Origin of the sequence: Streptomyces angustmyceticus (assembly GCF_019933235.1) — a bacterium.
In the GTDB taxonomy this organism is placed as follows: domain Bacteria; phylum Actinomycetota; class Actinomycetes; order Streptomycetales; family Streptomycetaceae; genus Streptomyces; species Streptomyces angustmyceticus.
Genome location: NZ_CP082945.1, coordinates 2254900 through 2271946 on the forward strand (window position 1 = coordinate 2254900; position 17047 = coordinate 2271946).

General features: G+C 73.1%; 10 protein-coding genes. 2 read left to right on the forward strand and 8 right to left on the reverse strand.

The window, feature by feature from the left end; genetic code table 11:
- Window positions 1-63: 63 nt before the first annotated feature.
- The 7 genes from ispG to K7396_RS10220 all read right to left on the reverse strand — a co-directional run bounded on the left by ispG (window position 64) and on the right by K7396_RS10220 (window position 12473).
- Window positions 64-1221 carry a flavodoxin-dependent (E)-4-hydroxy-3-methylbut-2-enyl-diphosphate synthase gene (gene ispG, locus K7396_RS10190; RefSeq protein WP_086720833.1) on the reverse strand — a complete coding sequence of 386 codons (1158 nt, stop codon included), beginning with the start codon at window positions 1219-1221 and terminating at the stop codon, window positions 64-66.
- A 173-nt stretch (window positions 1222-1394) separates the two neighbouring features.
- A complete protein-coding gene (locus K7396_RS10195) occupies window positions 1395-2696 on the reverse strand; it encodes a M50 family metallopeptidase (protein ID WP_086720834.1) in 1302 nt (433 codons plus the stop codon).
- On the reverse strand, window positions 2693-3967 hold the full coding sequence (gene dxr / locus K7396_RS10200; RefSeq protein WP_086720835.1) for a 1-deoxy-D-xylulose-5-phosphate reductoisomerase: 1275 nt from the start codon (window positions 3965-3967) through the stop codon (window positions 2693-2695). Before dxr ends, K7396_RS10195 begins: the two co-directional genes overlap by 4 nt.
- A gap of 143 nt (window positions 3968-4110) precedes the next feature.
- A complete protein-coding gene (locus K7396_RS10205; protein ID WP_086720836.1) occupies window positions 4111-6030 on the reverse strand; it encodes an acyl-CoA dehydrogenase family protein in 1920 nt (639 codons plus the stop codon).
- Window positions 6031-6533: 503 nt separating this feature from the next.
- Window positions 6534-7994, reverse strand: a complete 1461-nt coding sequence (locus tag K7396_RS10210; protein WP_152104839.1) for an aldehyde dehydrogenase family protein — start codon at window positions 7992-7994, stop codon at window positions 6534-6536.
- A gap of 282 nt (window positions 7995-8276) precedes the next feature.
- On the reverse strand, window positions 8277-9914 hold the full coding sequence (locus K7396_RS10215) for a PucR family transcriptional regulator (RefSeq protein WP_152104840.1): 1638 nt from the start codon (window positions 9912-9914) through the stop codon (window positions 8277-8279).
- A 345-nt stretch (window positions 9915-10259) separates the two neighbouring features.
- On the reverse strand, window positions 10260-12473 hold the full coding sequence (locus tag K7396_RS10220) for an ATP-binding protein (protein ID WP_152104842.1): 2214 nt from the start codon (window positions 12471-12473) through the stop codon (window positions 10260-10262).
- A 278-nt stretch (window positions 12474-12751) separates the two neighbouring features.
- On the opposite strand from K7396_RS10220, the gene gabT reads away from it, so the two are divergent.
- Window positions 12752-14101 carry a 4-aminobutyrate--2-oxoglutarate transaminase gene (gene gabT / locus K7396_RS10225; RefSeq protein ID WP_086720480.1) on the forward strand — a complete coding sequence of 450 codons (1350 nt, stop codon included), beginning with the start codon at window positions 12752-12754 and terminating at the stop codon, window positions 14099-14101.
- Between the two features lie 734 nt (window positions 14102-14835).
- Window positions 14836-15606, forward strand: a complete 771-nt coding sequence (locus tag K7396_RS10230; RefSeq protein WP_308686913.1) for a phosphatase PAP2 family protein — start codon at window positions 14836-14838, stop codon at window positions 15604-15606.
- 22 nt (window positions 15607-15628) lie between these two features.
- Here the strand turns inward: K7396_RS10230 and K7396_RS10235 are convergent, their stop codons facing one another.
- Window positions 15629-17047: an NAD(P)/FAD-dependent oxidoreductase gene (locus tag K7396_RS10235; protein ID WP_152104844.1), complete on the reverse strand. Its 1419-nt coding sequence runs from the start codon at window positions 17045-17047 to the stop codon at window positions 15629-15631.

The window sequence follows — 17047 nt, forward strand, 5'->3', positions numbered from 1 at the left end:
GGGCAGGGGTGAGCCCCGCGGCCCGGTGCGGGCGGCGGGGCTCGGGTGCCGCGGTGCGGGCGGTCAGCCCGCGGCGGAGACGACCGGGCTGCCGGAGGCGACGCCGTCCGCCTCCATCTGCGCGGCGATCTTCAGGGCCTCTTCGATGAGGGTCTCGACGATCTTCGACTCGGGGACGGTCTTGATGACCTCGCCCTTGACGAAGATCTGGCCCTTGCCGTTGCCGGAGGCGACACCGAGGTCGGCCTCGCGGGCCTCGCCGGGGCCGTTGACGACGCAGCCCATGACGGCGACGCGGAGCGGCACCTCCATGCCCTCCAGGCCCGCGGTGACCTCGTCTGCGAGCTTGTAGACGTCGACCTGGGCGCGGCCGCAGGACGGGCAGGAGACGATCTCCAGGCGGCGCTGGCGGAGGTTGAGCGACTCCAGGATGGAGATGCCGACCTTGACCTCCTCGGCGGGCGGCGCCGAGAGCGAGACGCGGATGGTGTCGCCGATGCCCTCGCTGAGCAGGGCGCCGAAGGCGACCGCGGACTTGATGGTGCCCTGGAAGGCGGGGCCGGCCTCGGTGACACCGAGGTGCAGCGGGTAGTCGCTCTGGGCGGCGAGCTGGCGGTAGGCGTTGACCATCACGACCGGGTCGTTGTGCTTGACCGAGATCTTGATGTCGCGGAAGCCGTGCTCCTCGAAGAGGGACGCCTCCCACAGCGCGGACTCGACGAGCGCCTCGGGGGTGGCCTTGCCGTACTTCTGCAGCAGGCGGCGGTCCAGGGAGCCGGCGTTGACGCCGATCCGGATCGGGGTGCCGGCGTCGGAGGCCGCCTTGGCGATCTCCTTGACCTTGTCGTCGAACTGCTTGATGTTGCCGGGGTTGACGCGGACCGCGGCGCAGCCGGCGTCGATCGCGGCGAAGACGTACTTCGGCTGGAAATGGATGTCCGCGATGACCGGAATCTGCGACTTCCGAGCGATCACGGGCAGCGCATCGGCGTCGTCCTGCGTCGGGCAGGCGACCCGGACGATCTGGCAGCCGGAGGCCGTCAGCTCGGCGATCTGCTGCAGCGTGGCACCGATGTCGGACGTCCGCGTGGTCGTCATCGACTGCACCGAGACCGGTGCGTCTCCGCCCACGGCGACCGTACCGACCTGGATCTTGCGGCTGACCCGGCGGTCGGCAAGCTTGGTCGGTACGTCCGGCATTCCCAGTGAAATGGCAGTCATCTGGCGAGCAACCCCAAGGTGTGGATCTAGGCCCCGCAGCGGCGGGCTCCGGTCTTCGAGATTACGGCACGGGGGTTGCTATGAGCACATCGCGCCCCTGTGGCGCCACGAATGGCGGCGGCCGGGCACCTCCGCACCCCACGGAGGTGTCCGGCCGCCGCCAAACGTGCTTTCTAGGTCAGCTTCACCGGATTCACCACGTCGGCGACGAGCACCAGCAGCGTGAAGCAGATGAAGATCCCGGCGACCACGTACGCGACCGGCATGAGCTTGGCCACGTCGAAGGGGCCGGGGTCCGGGCGCCGGACGATCTTGGCGAAGGCCCGCCGGACCGACTCCCACAGGGCGCCGGCGATGTGTCCGCCGTCCAGGGGCAGCAGCGGCAGCATGTTGAACAGGAACAGCGAGAGGTTGAAGCCGGCGACCAGGAAGAGCATGGTCGCCACCCGCTGCTCCGGCGGGATGTGCAGGGAGAAGACCTCGCCGCCGACCCGGGCCGCGCCGACCACGCCCATCGGGGAGTCCTGCTTGCGCTCGCCGCCGTTGAAGGCCGCGTTCCACAGGTCCGGGACCTTCGCGGGCAGGTTTATCAGCGAGGAGACGCCCTGCTCGACCATGTTGCCCATGCGGTCGACGGACTGGCCGAAGGACTGCTGGACGACGCCGCTGGCGGGCGTGAAGCCGAGGAATCCGGCGGTGACGAACTGGCCGGGGACGTAGCCGCCGTGGCCGTCGGTCTTGGCGACCTTGTTCTCGATCAGGTCGGCCCGCAGGGTCTTGCGCGCGCCGTGGCGTTCGACGACGAGCGTCGCGGGCCCGGTGGTGTCGCGGATCTGCTGCTGCAGGACGCCCCAGTCCGGGACGGCGTGGCCGTTGAACGAGACGATCTTGTCGCCGGCCCGCAGGCCCGCGGCCTTGGCCGGGGAGTCCTTGGCGCCGTGCGGGCACTTGTCGGTCTTGGCGGCGGCCGAGATCACACAGTCCGAGACCGAGCCGACCTGGGTGGTCTGGGTGTTGATGCCGAAGCCCATCAGCACGCTCATGAAGATCACGACCGCCAGGATCAGGTTCATGAACGGCCCGGCGAACATCACGATGACGCGCTTCCAGGGCTTGCGGGTGTAGAAGAGCCGCTTCTCGTCACCGGGCTGCAGCTCCTCGAAGGCCGCCGAGCGGGCGTCCTCGATCATGCCGCGGAACGGCGAGGTGGAGCGGGCCTGGAGCTTTCCGTCGTCGCCGGGCGGGAACATCCCGATCATGCGGATGTAGCCGCCGAGCGGAACGGCCTTGATGCCGTACTCGGTGTCGCCCTTCTTGCGGGAGAAGATCGTCGGTCCGAAGCCCACCATGTACTGCGGCACGCGGATACCGAACAGCTTGGCCGTGGAGAGGTGGCCGAGCTCGTGCCAGGCAATGGAGAACAGCAGGCCGACGACGAAGACGACTATGCCGAGGATGGTCATCCAGGTCGTCATGCGCGAGCCTCCGAAGGTGTCCGTGCCGCACGGGCGGCCAGTTCGCGGGCGCGGGCGCGCGCCCAGGCCTCCGCCTCCAGGACGTCCGCGACCGTCAGGGAAGTTCCCCCGGCCGGGGTTCCGTGTTCGGAGACCACTGCGGCGACGGTATCCACAATCCCTGTGAACGGCAGCCCGCCTCCGAGGAACGCGTCGACGCATTCCTCGTTCGCCGCGTTGAAGACGGCGGGGGCGGTGCCGCCCAGATCACCGACGTGGCGGGCCAGCGGGACGGACGGGAAGGCCTCCTCGTCCAGCGGGAAGAACTCCCAGGTCTGCGCCTTCGTCCAGTCCACGCCCGGTGCAGCGTCCGGGACCCGCTCGGGCCAGCCGATGCCCAGCGCGATCGGCATCCGCATGTCGGGCGGGCTGGCCTGGGCAAGGGTGGAGCCGTCGGTGAATTCCACCATCGAGTGGATGTAGGACTGCGGGTGGACGGCGACCTCGATGCGGTCGAAGGGGACGTCGAAGAGCAGGTGCGCCTCGATGACCTCCAGGCCCTTGTTGACGAGGGTCGCCGAGTTGATGGTGACGACCGGGCCCATCGACCAGGTGGGGTGGGCCAGCGCCTGCTCGGGCGTGACCGCGGCCAGCTCCTGCTTCGTCCGGCCGCGGAACGGGCCGCCGGAGGCGGTGACGACGAGCTTGCGGACCTCGGCGCGCTCGCCGCCGGCCAGCGCCTGGAAGAGCGCGGAGTGCTCGGAGTCGACGGGGATGATCTGACCGGGCGCGGCGACGGCCTTGACCAGCGGGCCGCCGACGATCAGCGACTCCTTGTTGGCGAGGGCCAGCACCCGGCCCGCCTTCAGGGCGGCCAGGGTCAGGGCGAGCCCGATGGAGCCGGTGATGCCGTTGAGGACGGTGTGGCAGGGGGAGGCGGCGAGTTCGGTGGCCGCGTCGGGGCCGGCCAGGATCTCGGGCAGCGGCTCGCCCGCGCCGTAGCGGTCGGCCAGCGCGGTGCGCAGCGCGGGCACCACGTCCTCGCGCGCCACGGCCACGGCGCTCACCCGCAGCCGGTGCGCCTGGTCGGCGAGCAGCTCGACCCGGCCGCCGGCCGCGGAGAGCGCGGTCACCCGGAACCGGTCGGGGTTGCGCAGCACGATGTCGATCGCCTGGGTGCCGATCGACCCGGTCGAGCCGAGGATCACGAGGGAACGGGGGCCGCTCGGGCCGTCGGGGCCGCCGGCGGCCGGCTCGAAACGCAGATGCGGGTGGGCGAGGGAGTCCGTCATGTGGTCCATTGTGGCCGGTCGCCGGGGGGCCACGGACACCTAGGGGAGGTCGTACGGATCTTGCGGGCCCCGGTCGCGGTGCGCCCGCGCCCCGGGGCCGGTCCGGGTGGGGACCGGCCCCGGGGCGCGGGGGGCGCGGCCGCTCAGCCGATGGGGCGGCGGACGTTGTCCGTCCGGCTCGGGCCGGGGGTGGCGTCGGCGATCCAGGGGCCGTCGCCGCTGGGGTCGATCATGCCCTCCTCCAGCCAGGTGTAGCTGCCGTCGAGGACCCCGTCGACGACCTTGCGGTCCAGCTCGTCGGTGTTGGTCCACAGCCGGCCGAACAGCTCCTCGACGCGGATCCGCGCCTGCCGGCAGAACACGTCGGCCAGCTGCCGCGCCTCGCGGCCGTGGTCGCCGGTCTCGGTCAGGTACTCGGCGCGGACGCAGGCGGCGCTCATCGCGAAGAGTTCGGCGCCGATGTCCACGATCCGGCCGAGGAAGCCCTGCTTGGTCTCCATCCGGCCCTGCCAGCGGGACATCGCGTAGAAGGTGGAGCGGGCGAGCTTGCGGGAGGTCCGCTCGACGTAGCGCAGATGTCCGGCCAGCTCGCCGAACTCCTGGTAGGTGCGCGGGAGCTGGCCCGGTCCGGCGACGAGCTTGGGCAGCCAGCGGGCGTAGAACCCGCCGGCCTTGGCCGCCGCCCGGCCCTTGTCGGCGAGGGACTTGTCGGGGTCGATGAGGTCTCCGGCGACCGACAGGTGGGCGTCCACCGCCTCGCGGGCGATCAGCAGGTGCATGATCTCCGTGGAGCCCTCGAAGATCCGGTTGATGCGCATGTCGCGGAGCATCTGCTCGGTGGGGACGGCGCGTTCGCCGCGGGCGGCGAGCGAGTCGGCGGTCTCGTAGCCGCGGCCGCCGCGGATCTGGACGAGTTCGTCGGCCATCAGCCAGCCCATCTCGGAGCCGTAGAGCTTGGCGAGGGCGGCCTCGATGCGGATGTCGTTGCGGTTCTCGTCGGCCATCTGGGAGGAGAGGTCGACGACCGCTTCGAGGGCGAAGGTGGTGGCGGCGATGAAGGAGATCTTGGCGCCGACGGCTTCGTGCCGGGCGACCGGCCGGCCCCACTGCTCACGGGCCGCGGACCACTCACGGGCGATCTTCAGGCACCACTTGCCGGTGCCGACGCACATCGCGGGCAGCGAGAGCCGGCCGGTGTTGAGGGTGGTGAGGGCGATCTTCAGGCCGGCGCCCTCGGGGCCGATGCGGTTGGCGGCGGGGACGCGCACCTGGTGGAAGCGGGTCACCCCGTTCTCCAGGCCGCGCAGGCCCATGAAGGCGTTGCGGTGCTCGACCGTGATGCCGGGCGAGCCGGCCTCGACGACGAAGGCCGTGATGCCGCCCTTGTGGCCTTCGGAGGCGGGGACCCGCGCCATCACCACCAGCAGGTCGGCGACCACGCCGTTGGTGGTCCACAGCTTGACCCCGTCGAGGACGTAGTCGGTGCCGTCCGGGACGGCCGTGGTCGCCAGCCGGGCCGGGTCCGAGCCCACGTCGGGCTCGGTCAGCAGGAACGCCGAGATGTCCGTACGGGCACAGCGCGGCAGGAAGGTCTCCTTCTGCTCCTTGGTGCCGAACAGCTTCAGCGGCTGCGGCACGCCGATCGACTGGTGCGCGGAGAGCAGCGCGCCGATCGCGGGGCTGGCCGTGCCGGCCAGGGCGAGGGCCCGGTTGTAGTAGACCTGGGTGAGCCCGAGGCCGCCGTACTTCGGGTCGATCTTCATGCCGAAGGCACCGAGTTCCTTGAGCCCCTGCACGGTCTCGTCCGGAATCTGCCCCTCGCGCTCGATCCGGGCGCCGTCGATCTCGCTCTCGCAGAAGTCGCGCAGGGTGGCGAGGAACTTCTCACCGCGGCGCACGTCGTCGACCGCGGGGGTCGGGTGCGGATGGATGAGGTCGAGCCGGAAACGCCCCAGGAACAGTTCCTTGGCGAAGCTGGGCTTGCGCCAGTCCTGCTCGCGGGCCGCCTCGGCGACCTGGCGTGCTTCGCGCTCGGAAACGTTGCGGATGGATGGAGCGGTCATCAGGAGCTCACCTCGCCGCGGGATCGGGAGTTCAGCGCCGGCGGGCCGGTCGGCCGCTGGACAGCGCTACTTGTGAGAGTTACCCGATCCGCACGGGTTGCACCACGGGAGGCGGCCGGAGATGGCAGCGCGGCGGACCACTCCACGCCAAGCGGGACATACCCCCCGGCGCCGGTCCGGGGCCGCTCGCCGACCTCCGCCGTTCGGGGGGTGCGGCATACCGCGCTGGTAGTACGGACGGCCCCCGTTCCTCCCCCGGGGGACGGCCGCGGCTCCCTCTCAGACAGGAGGAAGCCAGGGGGCCGGGCCGCTTACCGTCAAGATCCGGCATGGCGGGAGAGGTGATGCCGGAAACGGGGGACGCGGCGCGCTCCGGGAACAGGGTGCCGGAGCGCGCCGCGTCAGGGACCGGCGCCGGGAGGCGCCGGCCGGGGTCCGGTTGGTGATACGGCCCCAGGGACGGCCGTCGCTGTCCACCGGTCCGGACCGGGTCGGGCGGGAGGTTACAGCGCGAGGCCGGTGAGGACCAGCACCCGCTCGTAGGTGTAGTCGTCCATCGCGAACCGCACGCCCTCGCGGCCCACACCCGACTGCTTGACGCCGCCGTACGGCATCTGGTCGGCGCGGTAGGACGGCACATCGCCGACGATCACGCCGCCGACCTCCAGCGCGCGGTGGGCGCGGAAGGCGGTCTGCACGTCGTGGGTGAACACGCCCGCCTGGAGGCCGAACTTGGAGTCGTTGACGGCCGCGAAGGCCTCCGCCTCCCCGTCGACCTTCTTGAGGGTGAGCACCGGGCCGAAGACCTCTTCGCAGGCGAGGGTGGCGTCGGCGGGCACGTCCGCCAGCACCGTCGGCGCGTAGGAGGCGCCGTCGCGCTTGCCGCCCGCGAGCAGCTTCGCGCCGCGCTCCACGGCCTCGTCCACCCAGGACTCGACGCGCTTGGCGGCGTTCTCGTCGACCAGCGGGCCGACCTCGGTCGCGTCGTCCGACGGGTCGCCGGTGACCTGCGCCTCGACGGCCGCCACGATCTTGGGCACCAGACGGTCGTAGACGGAGGCGTCGGCGATCACCCGCTGCACCGAGATGCAGGACTGGCCGCCCTGGTAGTTGGAGAAGGTGGCGATGCGCTGCGCCGCCCAGTCCAGGTCCGCCTCGGAGGAGTAGTCCGGCAGCACGACGGCCGCGCCGTTGCCGCCGAGCTCCAGGGTGCAGTGCTTGCGCGGCACCGAGTCGAGGATGGCGTAGCCGACCTTCTCGGAACCGGTGAAGGAGACGACCGGCAGCCGCTCGTCCTGGACCAGCGCCGGCATCCGGTCGTTGGGCACCGGGAGGATCGACCAGGAACCGGCCGGCAGCTCGGTCTCGGACAGCAGCTCGCCGAGGATCAGGCCGGAGAGCGGGGTGGCCGGCGCCGGCTTGAGGATGATCGGGGCGCCGGCCGCGATGGCCGGGGCGATCTTGTGGGCGCAGAGGTTCAGCGGGAAGTTGAACGGGGCGATGCCCAGGACCGTGCCGCGCGGGAAGCGGCGGGTCAGGGCGAGCCGGCCGGCGCCGCCCGCGTCGGTGTCCAGGCGCTGCGCCTCACCGCCGTTGAAGCGGCGGGCCTCCTCGGCGGCGAACCGGAACACGGAGACGGCCCGGCCGACCTCGCCGCGCGCCCACTTCATGGGCTTGCCGTTCTCCGCGGAGATCAGCCGGGCGATCTCCTCCGTGCGCTCCACCAGCCGGCGGTGCACATGGTCCAGCGCGGCGGCCCGGACGTGCGCCGGGGTGGCGGCGAGCTCGTCCTGGACCGCGACGGAGGCGGCGACGGCCTCCTCGACCTGGGCCTCGGTGGGGACGCTCACCGTGCCGACGAGGCGTCCGTCCCAGGGAGAGGTGACGTCGAAGGTGGCCTCGCCGGTGGCCTCGCGGCCGGCGAGCCAGAAGGCGGTGGGGGCTGCATCAGTGGGGATCGGCACAGTGGAACCCGGCCCTTCAGAAGTGGTGGGTGATGCGCATGGCTCAGCGAGCGGCTCTGCGGATTTGACTCGGGATCCACGGTAGGGGTGCGGCGGCGCCGTGGCGTTTGTCCGAAGCGTAGAAATCGGCGGGGCGGTCTCTCCGCGGTGGAGGGGGCGGGGGCGTACGGGCGGGGCGGGGGAAGAGGGACGGGCGCCTGCCGGGCCGGGGGCCGGCGGCTCACCTCAGGGGGACGGCCCCGGCCCTGCCCCTGGCGGCCATGCTCCCCGGAAACGGCCGGTTCACTCCCCCTGTCCCCCCGACGTCGCCTTGAGCGCCAGCCACAGCTCCATCCGGACATCCGCGTCGTCCAGCGAGCGGCCCAGGATCTCCTCCACCCGCCGCATCCGGTAGCGCAGGGTGTGGCGGTGCACGCCCAGGTCGGCGGCGGCCGCGTCCCACTGGCCGTGCCGGGCGAGCCAGGCCCGCAGCGAGGCGACCAGATCGCCGCGGCCCCGGGCGTCGTGCTCGCGCAGCGCCCGCAGCAGCCCGTCCGCGAAGGCGCGGACCGCGTCGTCGGCGAGCAGCGGCAGCACCGACCCGGCCGCCACGTCCTCGTGCTCGACCAGGGTCCGGCCGCGCCGGCGGGCCACCGACAGGGCCTGTTCGGCCTGGCGGTAGGCGTTCGCGGCGGCCATCGGCCCGGTCGGCGCCGACAGCCCGACGGCCACGCTCTGATCGTGGTCCGCCCGGCCCCGGCCCGCCCGGCCGCCCGAACGCGGCCGCGCACCGGCGCGGGCGTCGGCCTCGGCGGCGTACGCGGCGCAGGCCCCGGCGGCCGCCCCGCCGTCCGCGACCAGCACGATCAGCCGGCCGCCGTCCGGCACCGCGAGCACCGCCTCACCGGTCCGCGCGGCCGCGGAGTCCATCGCGTCGGCCAGCCCGTCGAGCACCCCCGACGCCCCGACGCCCGCGGACGCCTGCTCCTCGCCGGCCACCGGCTCCGCGACCACCATCCGGAACGGCGCGTCCAGCAGCCCGCCGTAGAGCCGGCCCGCCACCGCGCGGGCGTGGTCCGGCTCCCCCGCGAGCAGCATCTTGAGCACCGCGGCACCGAGCCGCTGCTCGGCGTCCTGCAGCGCCCGGGACCGTTCGGTGGTGAGGGTGAGCAGCGCGACCGCGGAGTGCACGGCGTAGCGCTCGGCCGTGCCGAGCGGGGCGCCGGTGCCGACCGCGAGGACGCCACGGGCCCGGCGCCCGGTGCCCAGCGACTGCAGTTCGACCCGGTCGTCGCCGTCGGTGTCGCTGACGACGGAGCTGGCGGGGGCGGGCCGCTCGCGCAGCCGCCCGACGTCGTCGCCGAGCCGGGCCGCGCGGCGGGCGGCCCAGTCGGGGGCGGCGGCCACCACCGCGCCCGACGCGTCGTAGAGCGCGGCCCAGCCGTCCAGATGCGCCGCGAGCCGGGCCAGCAGCTCGGCCGGGCCCTCGGCGCTCAGCGCCGCCCGGGTCAGCTCCCGCTGCGCCTCGAACCCGGCGGTCACCGCCCGGTACTGGTCGGCGGCGACGGCGGCCGAAACCGCCTTGCTGATCGCGATGAACGGGGTCCTGCGGGGCACCCCGAGCAGCGGCAGCCCCTGTTCCCCGGCCGCGTCGACCAGGGCCTGCGGCACGCCCTCGTAATTGACCCCGACCGCGAACCCCAGCCCGACGACCCCTGCCTCCGCGACCCGCCGCACGTACCTGCGGGTCGCCTCCGGGTCCTCCGCGTCCAGCTTGAGCGCGGTGATCAGCAGCAGTTCCCCGCCCTCCATGTAGGGCACCGGGTCGATCAGCTCACTGGCGTGCGCCCAGCGCACCGGCACATCGAGGCGCCCCTCGCCCGCGAGCACGGTCAGCTTGAGCGCGGTGTGGTTGACCAGGGAAGCGAGGGTGTGCGGCATGGGACCTTCATGACGTCGAGACTGCGAGGGACGACCGGACGACAGCCGGCCACCGACCGGCCGGACGACGACCGGCCGATGACCACTCAACGACCACCGACGACCGTCGACGACTGCTGCTGACCGGCCACTGACCGGCCAGCGACCGATTCTTTACGCCGCCTCGTATGAACGGCCACTGTCGATTCTGCCTCAGCGGAGGAATCCGGGGGAGCGCCGGTCCGGCCACATCCGCCCGCCACCCCGGTGCACGAGCCCCCGACGGGGCGGCCGGTGCGCCGCGACAAGCCCCACGGCGGGCGTCCCTTCCCCCGCCCGCCCCGGTCACCCCCCGGTCGGCCGCCCTCAGGCCCGCAGGTCCACCAGCACCGGCGGCGCATGCTCCCCGGCCACCGAGGTCACGGAGAGCACGGCATGCCCCGGCGGCACCGAATTCGCGAGATCGGACGCGGACCAGCGCTCCCGCTCCACGGTGCGCACGGTGACGGCCTTGGCGGTGGCCGCCTTGCCGGTGACCAGATGCCGGAAGATGTGGAACGCCTTCATCGCGGCGCCCTCCGCGATGATCTGACGGTCGGTGACATCGCGGGTCTCCACCCACTCCTTGCCCCACACCTCGGCGAACCGGGCACCGTCCCACGTCGTCACACCGGCGAACGCCATCCGGCAGCCGACCGTGCCGAGCAGCGTGCCGCGCAGCGCGTCGGGAACGTCGTCCAGGGAGCGCAGCGTCAGCACCGCTCCGGCGTTCGCCGACCGCAGCCGCTGCAGTCCGCGCAACGCCTCCGCCGTGATCGTGTGGGCGGCCTCGTCGAGCACCAGACAGGCGAACAGCGAGCGGTCCCCGCGGGCCACCGCGCACTCGGTGAACTGCGCCAGCACCAGCCGGGCGAGGATCCGCGACGCCTCCGCATGGCCGCGTTCGGGCAGTTCGATACGGACCCGCAGCGGATGGTCCAGGGCGCGCAGGGACACCTGGCGGGTGCCGCCCGTGGGATCGAAGAAGGCGGCGAAGGCGGGCCGGTCCAGGAGGGCGATGCGGTCGGCGAGGAGCACCCCGACGTCGCCGGGGCGCTCCGACTGACGGGCGCGGGCATCCAGTTCGCGCAGCAGCGTGTCGGCGCCGGCGTCCTGCAGAGCGGTACGCAGCGCGGACATCGCCCGGGGCGCACCGTCCAGCAGTTCGCGCAGTTCGGGCACGGTCGGGAAGCGGTCGTGGGCGGCCCGGAAGGGGCCGAGCAACTGGGCCAGGGTGGTCGCGGCGCGACGGCTGTCGCCGCCCGGCAGCTGCCCGGCGAGATCGCCGACCAGGGCCTCCGCCAGGATGCCGGCCGCCTCGTCGGGGTCCGTGGTGCCGCCGTAAAGATCGAGGTCGCAGTCCGGATCCGGCCGGCCGACCCTGACCACCACATCGAACGCGTCGTCGGGGCCGAGGTCGGATCCGGCCGGGCCGACGACGATCACGGCGGCCTGCCCGGCCAGCGCCTGCAGGCACATCGATTCCACCACCGGCTTGACGACCCGGGTGGTCTTGCCGCTGCCGGCCGGTCCCACGGCCAGCAGCGAGGTGCCCAGCACCCCCGGGTCCAGGGCGCATCCGGTGCCGCGGTGCTGATACGGGTTGCGGTGGTGGTCGGCGGCGGTGCCGATCCGGACCTGGTGGGCGAGCAGATCGTGGTGCGCGGTCCGGCGGGGCAGATCACGCCGCCCCGAGGGGTGCGCACAGGCCGCGGCGCCGTGCCGCAGCACGGTGTCGGTGAAGGAGGCCAGGGAGTTCTTGCCGGACCGCACCGAGCGCCAGGCGCGCTCGATCCTGGCCACATCGACATCGTTCATCCGGCCGGCCCGCGCCTCGTCGGTCAGCTTGTCGGCGGCGTCCGGGGCACCGTGCGCCCGCAGGTCGGGCCACTGGGCGCGGTCGGCGGCGGGGTGGGGTTTGGGGGCAGCGGGGGCGCGGTCGCGGAACCGGCCGAAAAACCCCAGGAAGCGGCGGACGAGCTCCGGCCAGCGGCCCATGCGGCCGAACACGACGGCAAGGAGCGCCAGCACCAGCCCGTAGTAGATGTAGGTGGCCCAGACATAGGCCATTTGGTTGCCGCCGGCCGTCCGCCAGGATTCCGGCGTGAGCAGCAGCAGCGGCCAGAGCCAGTAACCGCCGAGATAGCTGTTGATCAGCAACGACCACAGCAGCCACCCGCACAGGAACGAGATCACCGCGCCGCTGATCAGCTGCCGTCCGGGGACCCGGTCGGGCTCCTGTGCGGCGCGGGGCCGGTGGCCGTAGGTCCAGATGCCGGGGGCGGCCGCCGGGCGCGGGGTGCGCAGCCACTTCAGCACCGGCGGTTCGGCGGCCGCGGGACCGCCGGGCGCGGTGCCCGGAGGAGCGGCGGGCATGGCCGGCACGGTCGGCGGGGCGGCGGGCGGTGGCGGGGTGTGCGGCGCGGCGGCCGGTGGGGTGGGCGGTGCCGCGGGACGCGGCACCGCGGGTTCGGGTCGGTGCGCTCCGTCCGGCGGCTGGGGAGCGGTGTGCTGTGCGTCGTGCGTGCCCTCGGTGTCCATCCGGTGCCCCTTGTCCCCCTTGAGCCGTGGCCTGCTGCGTCATGGCGCCGGCGGCCGCGTCGTCCGGCCGCGGTGCCATTGTCATGCCCGCGCTGGTGTCCGCGGCCGCCGGGCGCGCCGCCGCACAATCTACTGGCCGTGGGCCGCCGCTATGTCCGGTGCGGACAACGCAACACGCGCACTTCTCCCGAACGGAACATGCCAGACCCGCCCGGCCGCCCCTAGCCTGCGAGAACAACACCTTTGTACGTTCCCCCGTTCCACTCCAGGAGACTGCCATGACCGAACTGTCCGGAGGCCCGGCCCTCCCCCAGGAGCGTCGCGTCGTCACCGCGATCCCCGGCCCGAAGTCGCAGGAGCTGTGGGCCCGTAAGCAGGCCACGGTGGCCGCCGGCGTCGGCGCCGTGCTGCCCGTCTTCGTCAAGCGCGCGGGCGGCGGCGTCCTGGAGGACGTGGACGGGAACTCGCTGATCGACTTCGGCTCCGGCATCGCGGTGACCTCGGTGGGCAACAGCGCGGAGGCCGTCGTCCGCCGGGCCACCGCGCAGCTCCAGGCGTTCACCCACACCTGTGCCATGGTGGCGCCGTACGAGCCGTACATCGAGGTCTGTGAGCAGCTGGCGGAGCTGACGCCGGGCGACCACGCGAAGAAGTCGGCGCTGTTCAACTCCGGCGCGGAGGCCGTCGAGAACGCCGTCAAGATCGCCCGCGCGTACACCAAGCGCCAGGCGGTCGTCGTCTTCGACCACGGCTACCACGGCCGGACGAACCTGACGATGGCGCTCACCGCCAAGAACATGCCGTACAAGCACGGCTTCGGCCCGTTCGCGCCCGAGGTCTACCGCGTCCCGCTGGCCTACCCCTACCGCTGGCTGACCGGCCCGGAGAACTGCGCCCAGGAGGCCGCGGACCAGGCCATCTCGCAGATCACCAAGCAGATCGGCGCGGAGAACGTCGCGGCGATCATCATCGAGCCGGTGCTCGGCGAGGGCGGCTTCATCGAGCCGGCCAAGGGCTTCCTGCCGGCCCTCGCGAACTTCGCGAAGGAGAACGGCATCGTCTTCGTCGCGGACGAGATCCAGTCCGGCTTCTGCCGTACGGGCCAGTGGTTCGCGTGCGAGGACGAGGGCATCGTCCCCGACCTGATCACGACGGCCAAGGGCATCGCCGGCGGTCTGCCGCTGGCCGCCGTCACCGGCCGCGCCGAGATCATGGACGCCGCGCACGCGGGCGGCCTGGGCGGCACCTACGGCGGCAACCCGGTGGCCTGCGCCGCGGCGCTGGGCTCCATCGAGACCATGCGCGAGCAGGACCTGAACGCCAAGGCCCGCCGGATCGGCGAGGTCATGAAGGCCCGCCTGAACGCCATCGCCGAGAAGTACGACATCGTCGGCGAGGTCCGCGGCCGCGGCGCGATGATCGCGATCGAGCTGGTCAAGTCCGGCTCCAAGGACCCGAACCCGGAGGCCACCGCCGCGCTGGCCAAGGCCTGCCACCAGGAGGGCCTGCTGGTCCTGACCACCGGTACGTACGGCAACGTGCTGCGCTTCCTGCCGCCGCTGGTCATCGGCGAGGACCTGCTGGGCGAGGGCCTGGACATCCTCGAAGGCGCCTTCGCCGCGCTCTGAGCGACCCCCGTCCCCGGGCGCGCCGCGCGGGGCGCTTCATCCGAGCCCTGCGCGCAGGCGCTCCGCCCGGAAGCACCTGCGCGGACAGCACCCCGGCACGGCCCGGGACACGGCAGACGCCGGGTCCCGGGCCGTGCCCCTTTTTCGTGCCCCTTCTCGTGCCCCTTCTCGTGCCCGTGCGGGTGCTCGGCGTCCGCGCCCGAGGACGCGTTCCGCCCACGCACCCCGTCACCCGGCCGCCCCCTCCCGTCCCTGCCCTCTCCGCTCCTTTTCTGTCCTTTCTGTACTCATTTTCGCGTTCATTTCCGTCCGGACGTGCGTAACTGGAGGCATGGCGTGAAGAAGATGTGCGGGGCCGATGGCGGCCGGGTAATGCGCCTGTCGGGTGCGCTCGCCGTGCCGTACGGTTCCTGCAGATGAGAGAAACACCCCGCTCGCAGGGGACTGCGGGCGACGCCCGGTCGGCGCTTCCCCGGTTCCGATCAGGCCGTGCCCTCGCGCACAACACCGGGCCCCCTGGCAAAGGGGGCTCCGGGAATCCTCACCGATCGGATGTCCGCCCGCCCCATACCCCCCGGGGCGCGCGGAACACCGGTCAGCGCGGCCGCCTCGGAACCACCCCCCCTGTTCCGAGGCGGCCGACCCTTTTTCCGGGCTCCGCTGACCCGTCGGGCCGCGGCTTCTCCCTCTTCTCACCTCTGTCCGCCGGGCTGTTCGGCGCGCTGCTCTTCGCCGTGCTCACCTGGCAGGTGGCCGGTCACGGTCCGCTGCGCGCCCTCGACGAACGGCTCGGCCGCGCCCTTGCCGCCGGAAGCATCCCCTCCGGGGCCGCCGAATTCTTCGCCGATCTCGGCAATACGGCGGTGGCGCTGCCGGTGCTGTTGGTGGTGATGGTGTGGACGGGCTGGCTGGGGTGGCGGGGGCAACGCGGGTCGTGGGGTGCGGACCAGGGCGGCGAGGACGCGGCCCTCGGGCCCGCTCCGGTGCGCTGGTGGCTGCCGCCGCTCGCCGCCGGCCTCGCCCTGGCCGCGGTGCCCGCGCTGGTCGTCCCGCTCAAGCTCTGGATCGCCCGCCCGGGACCGCCGCGGATGGCCGGTGACGCGGCCGCCTTCTACCCGTCGGGGCACGGCGCCACGGCGGCCGTGGCGTACGGCGTGGCCGGGCTGCTGCTGATCCGCGGGCTGCGGGAGAGGCACGGCAGCGCCGGCGCCGGACCACACACTCCAGCGACCGCGTCCACGGACACGGCGACGACCAAGGCCGCCGCCACCCCCACCACGGCCGCCCTCACCATCGCGGTCGTCCTGCTCAACGCGGGCGTCGGTCTCGGCCTGGTGCGCCGGGGCTATCACTGGCCGCTGGACGTGCTCGGCAGCTGGTGCCTGGCCGGGGTGCTGCTCGCCGTGTGGTGCGCGGTGTGCGACCGGTGGGCCGCCGGGGGCGGGGGCCGGGCGGCGCGCAGGAGAACGACCGGTGAGGCGGAGGCGGGGGCGGACGGGTCCTGAGTCCGCCCGCCCCCGCCGGGCCTCAGCTGTCGAACCCCAGGCCCACCTTGTCCATGGCCTTCAGCCACAGGTTGCGGCGGCCGCCGTGGGTGTCGGCCCGGGTCATGGACCACTGGGTGATGCCGATGCCGGCCCAGCGCAGCGGCTCGGGCGGGAAGGGCAGCGGCTTGCTGCGGACCATCTCCAGCTCCGTGCGCTCGGTGCGCTCGCCGGTGAGCAGGTCGAGCATCACTTCGGCGCCGAAGCGGGTGGCGCCGACGCCGAGGCCGGTGTAGCCGGCGGCGTAGGCGACCCGGCCCGCGTGGGCGGTGCCGAAGAAGGCCGAGAAGCGGGAGCAGGTGTCGATGGCGCCGCCCCAGGTGTGGGTGAAGCGCAGGCCCTCCAACTGCGGGAAGCAGCGGAAGAAGTGCCGGGCGAGCTTCTCGTACGTGGCGGGGTGGTGGTCGAACTCGGCGCGGATCCCGCCGCCGTAGCGGTAGACGATGTCGTAGCCGCCCCACAGGATGCGGTTGTCCTCGGTGATGCGGAAGTAGTGGAAGTGGTTGTTGGAGTCCGAGAGGCCCTGGCGGTTCTTCCAGCCGATGGCGGCGAGCTGTTCGTCGGACAGCGGCTCCGTCATCAGGGCGTGGTCGTAGACCGGGACGATGTACGGGCGGACCCGCTTGACCAGCGACGGGAAGGCGTTGGTGCCGAGCGCGACATGGCGGGCGAAGACCCGGCCGTAGGGGGTGCGGACGGCCATGCCCAGGCCGTCGGAGGCGAGGGCGGTGCCGCGGGTGCGCTCGTAGATGCGGACGCCGAGGCCGAGGCAGGCCCGCTTCAGGCCCCAGGCGAGGCGGGCCGGATTGAGCATGGCGACGCCGTCGCGGTCCCACAGGCCGGCGCGGAAGGTCGGTGAGGCGACCTCGGCGCGCAGCGCGTCCTGGTCGAGGAAGGTGTGCCGGTCGAGGCCGAGGCTCGCGGCGTCCTCGGCGAACTCCTTGAGTTCGGCGACCTGGTGGGGCTCGGTGGCGATGTCGATCTCGCCGGTGCGCTCGAAGGCGCAGTCGATGCCGTAGCGGGCGACGGCCTCCTCGATGGCGTCGAGGTTGCGGATGCCGAGCGCTTCGAGGGTGGCCAGCTCGTCGGGCCAGCGGGCCAGGCCGTTGCCGAGGCCGTGGGTGAGGGAGGCGGCGCAGAAGCCGCCGTTGCGTCCGGAGGCCGCCCAGCCGATCTCGGCGCCTTCGATGAGGACGACATCGCGCTCGGGGTCGCGTTCCTTGGCGATCAGCGCGATCCACAGCCCCGAGTAGCCGCCGCCGACGACGAGCAGGTCGCAGGTCTCGTCGCCGACGAGGGCGGGCCGGGCGGCCGGGCGGTCCTTGTCGGCCAGCCAGAACGGGGTGGGTTCGGCGTCCGCGAGCGCGTGCGCGGCGGACGGGGTCATGGCAGCTCGTGCCAT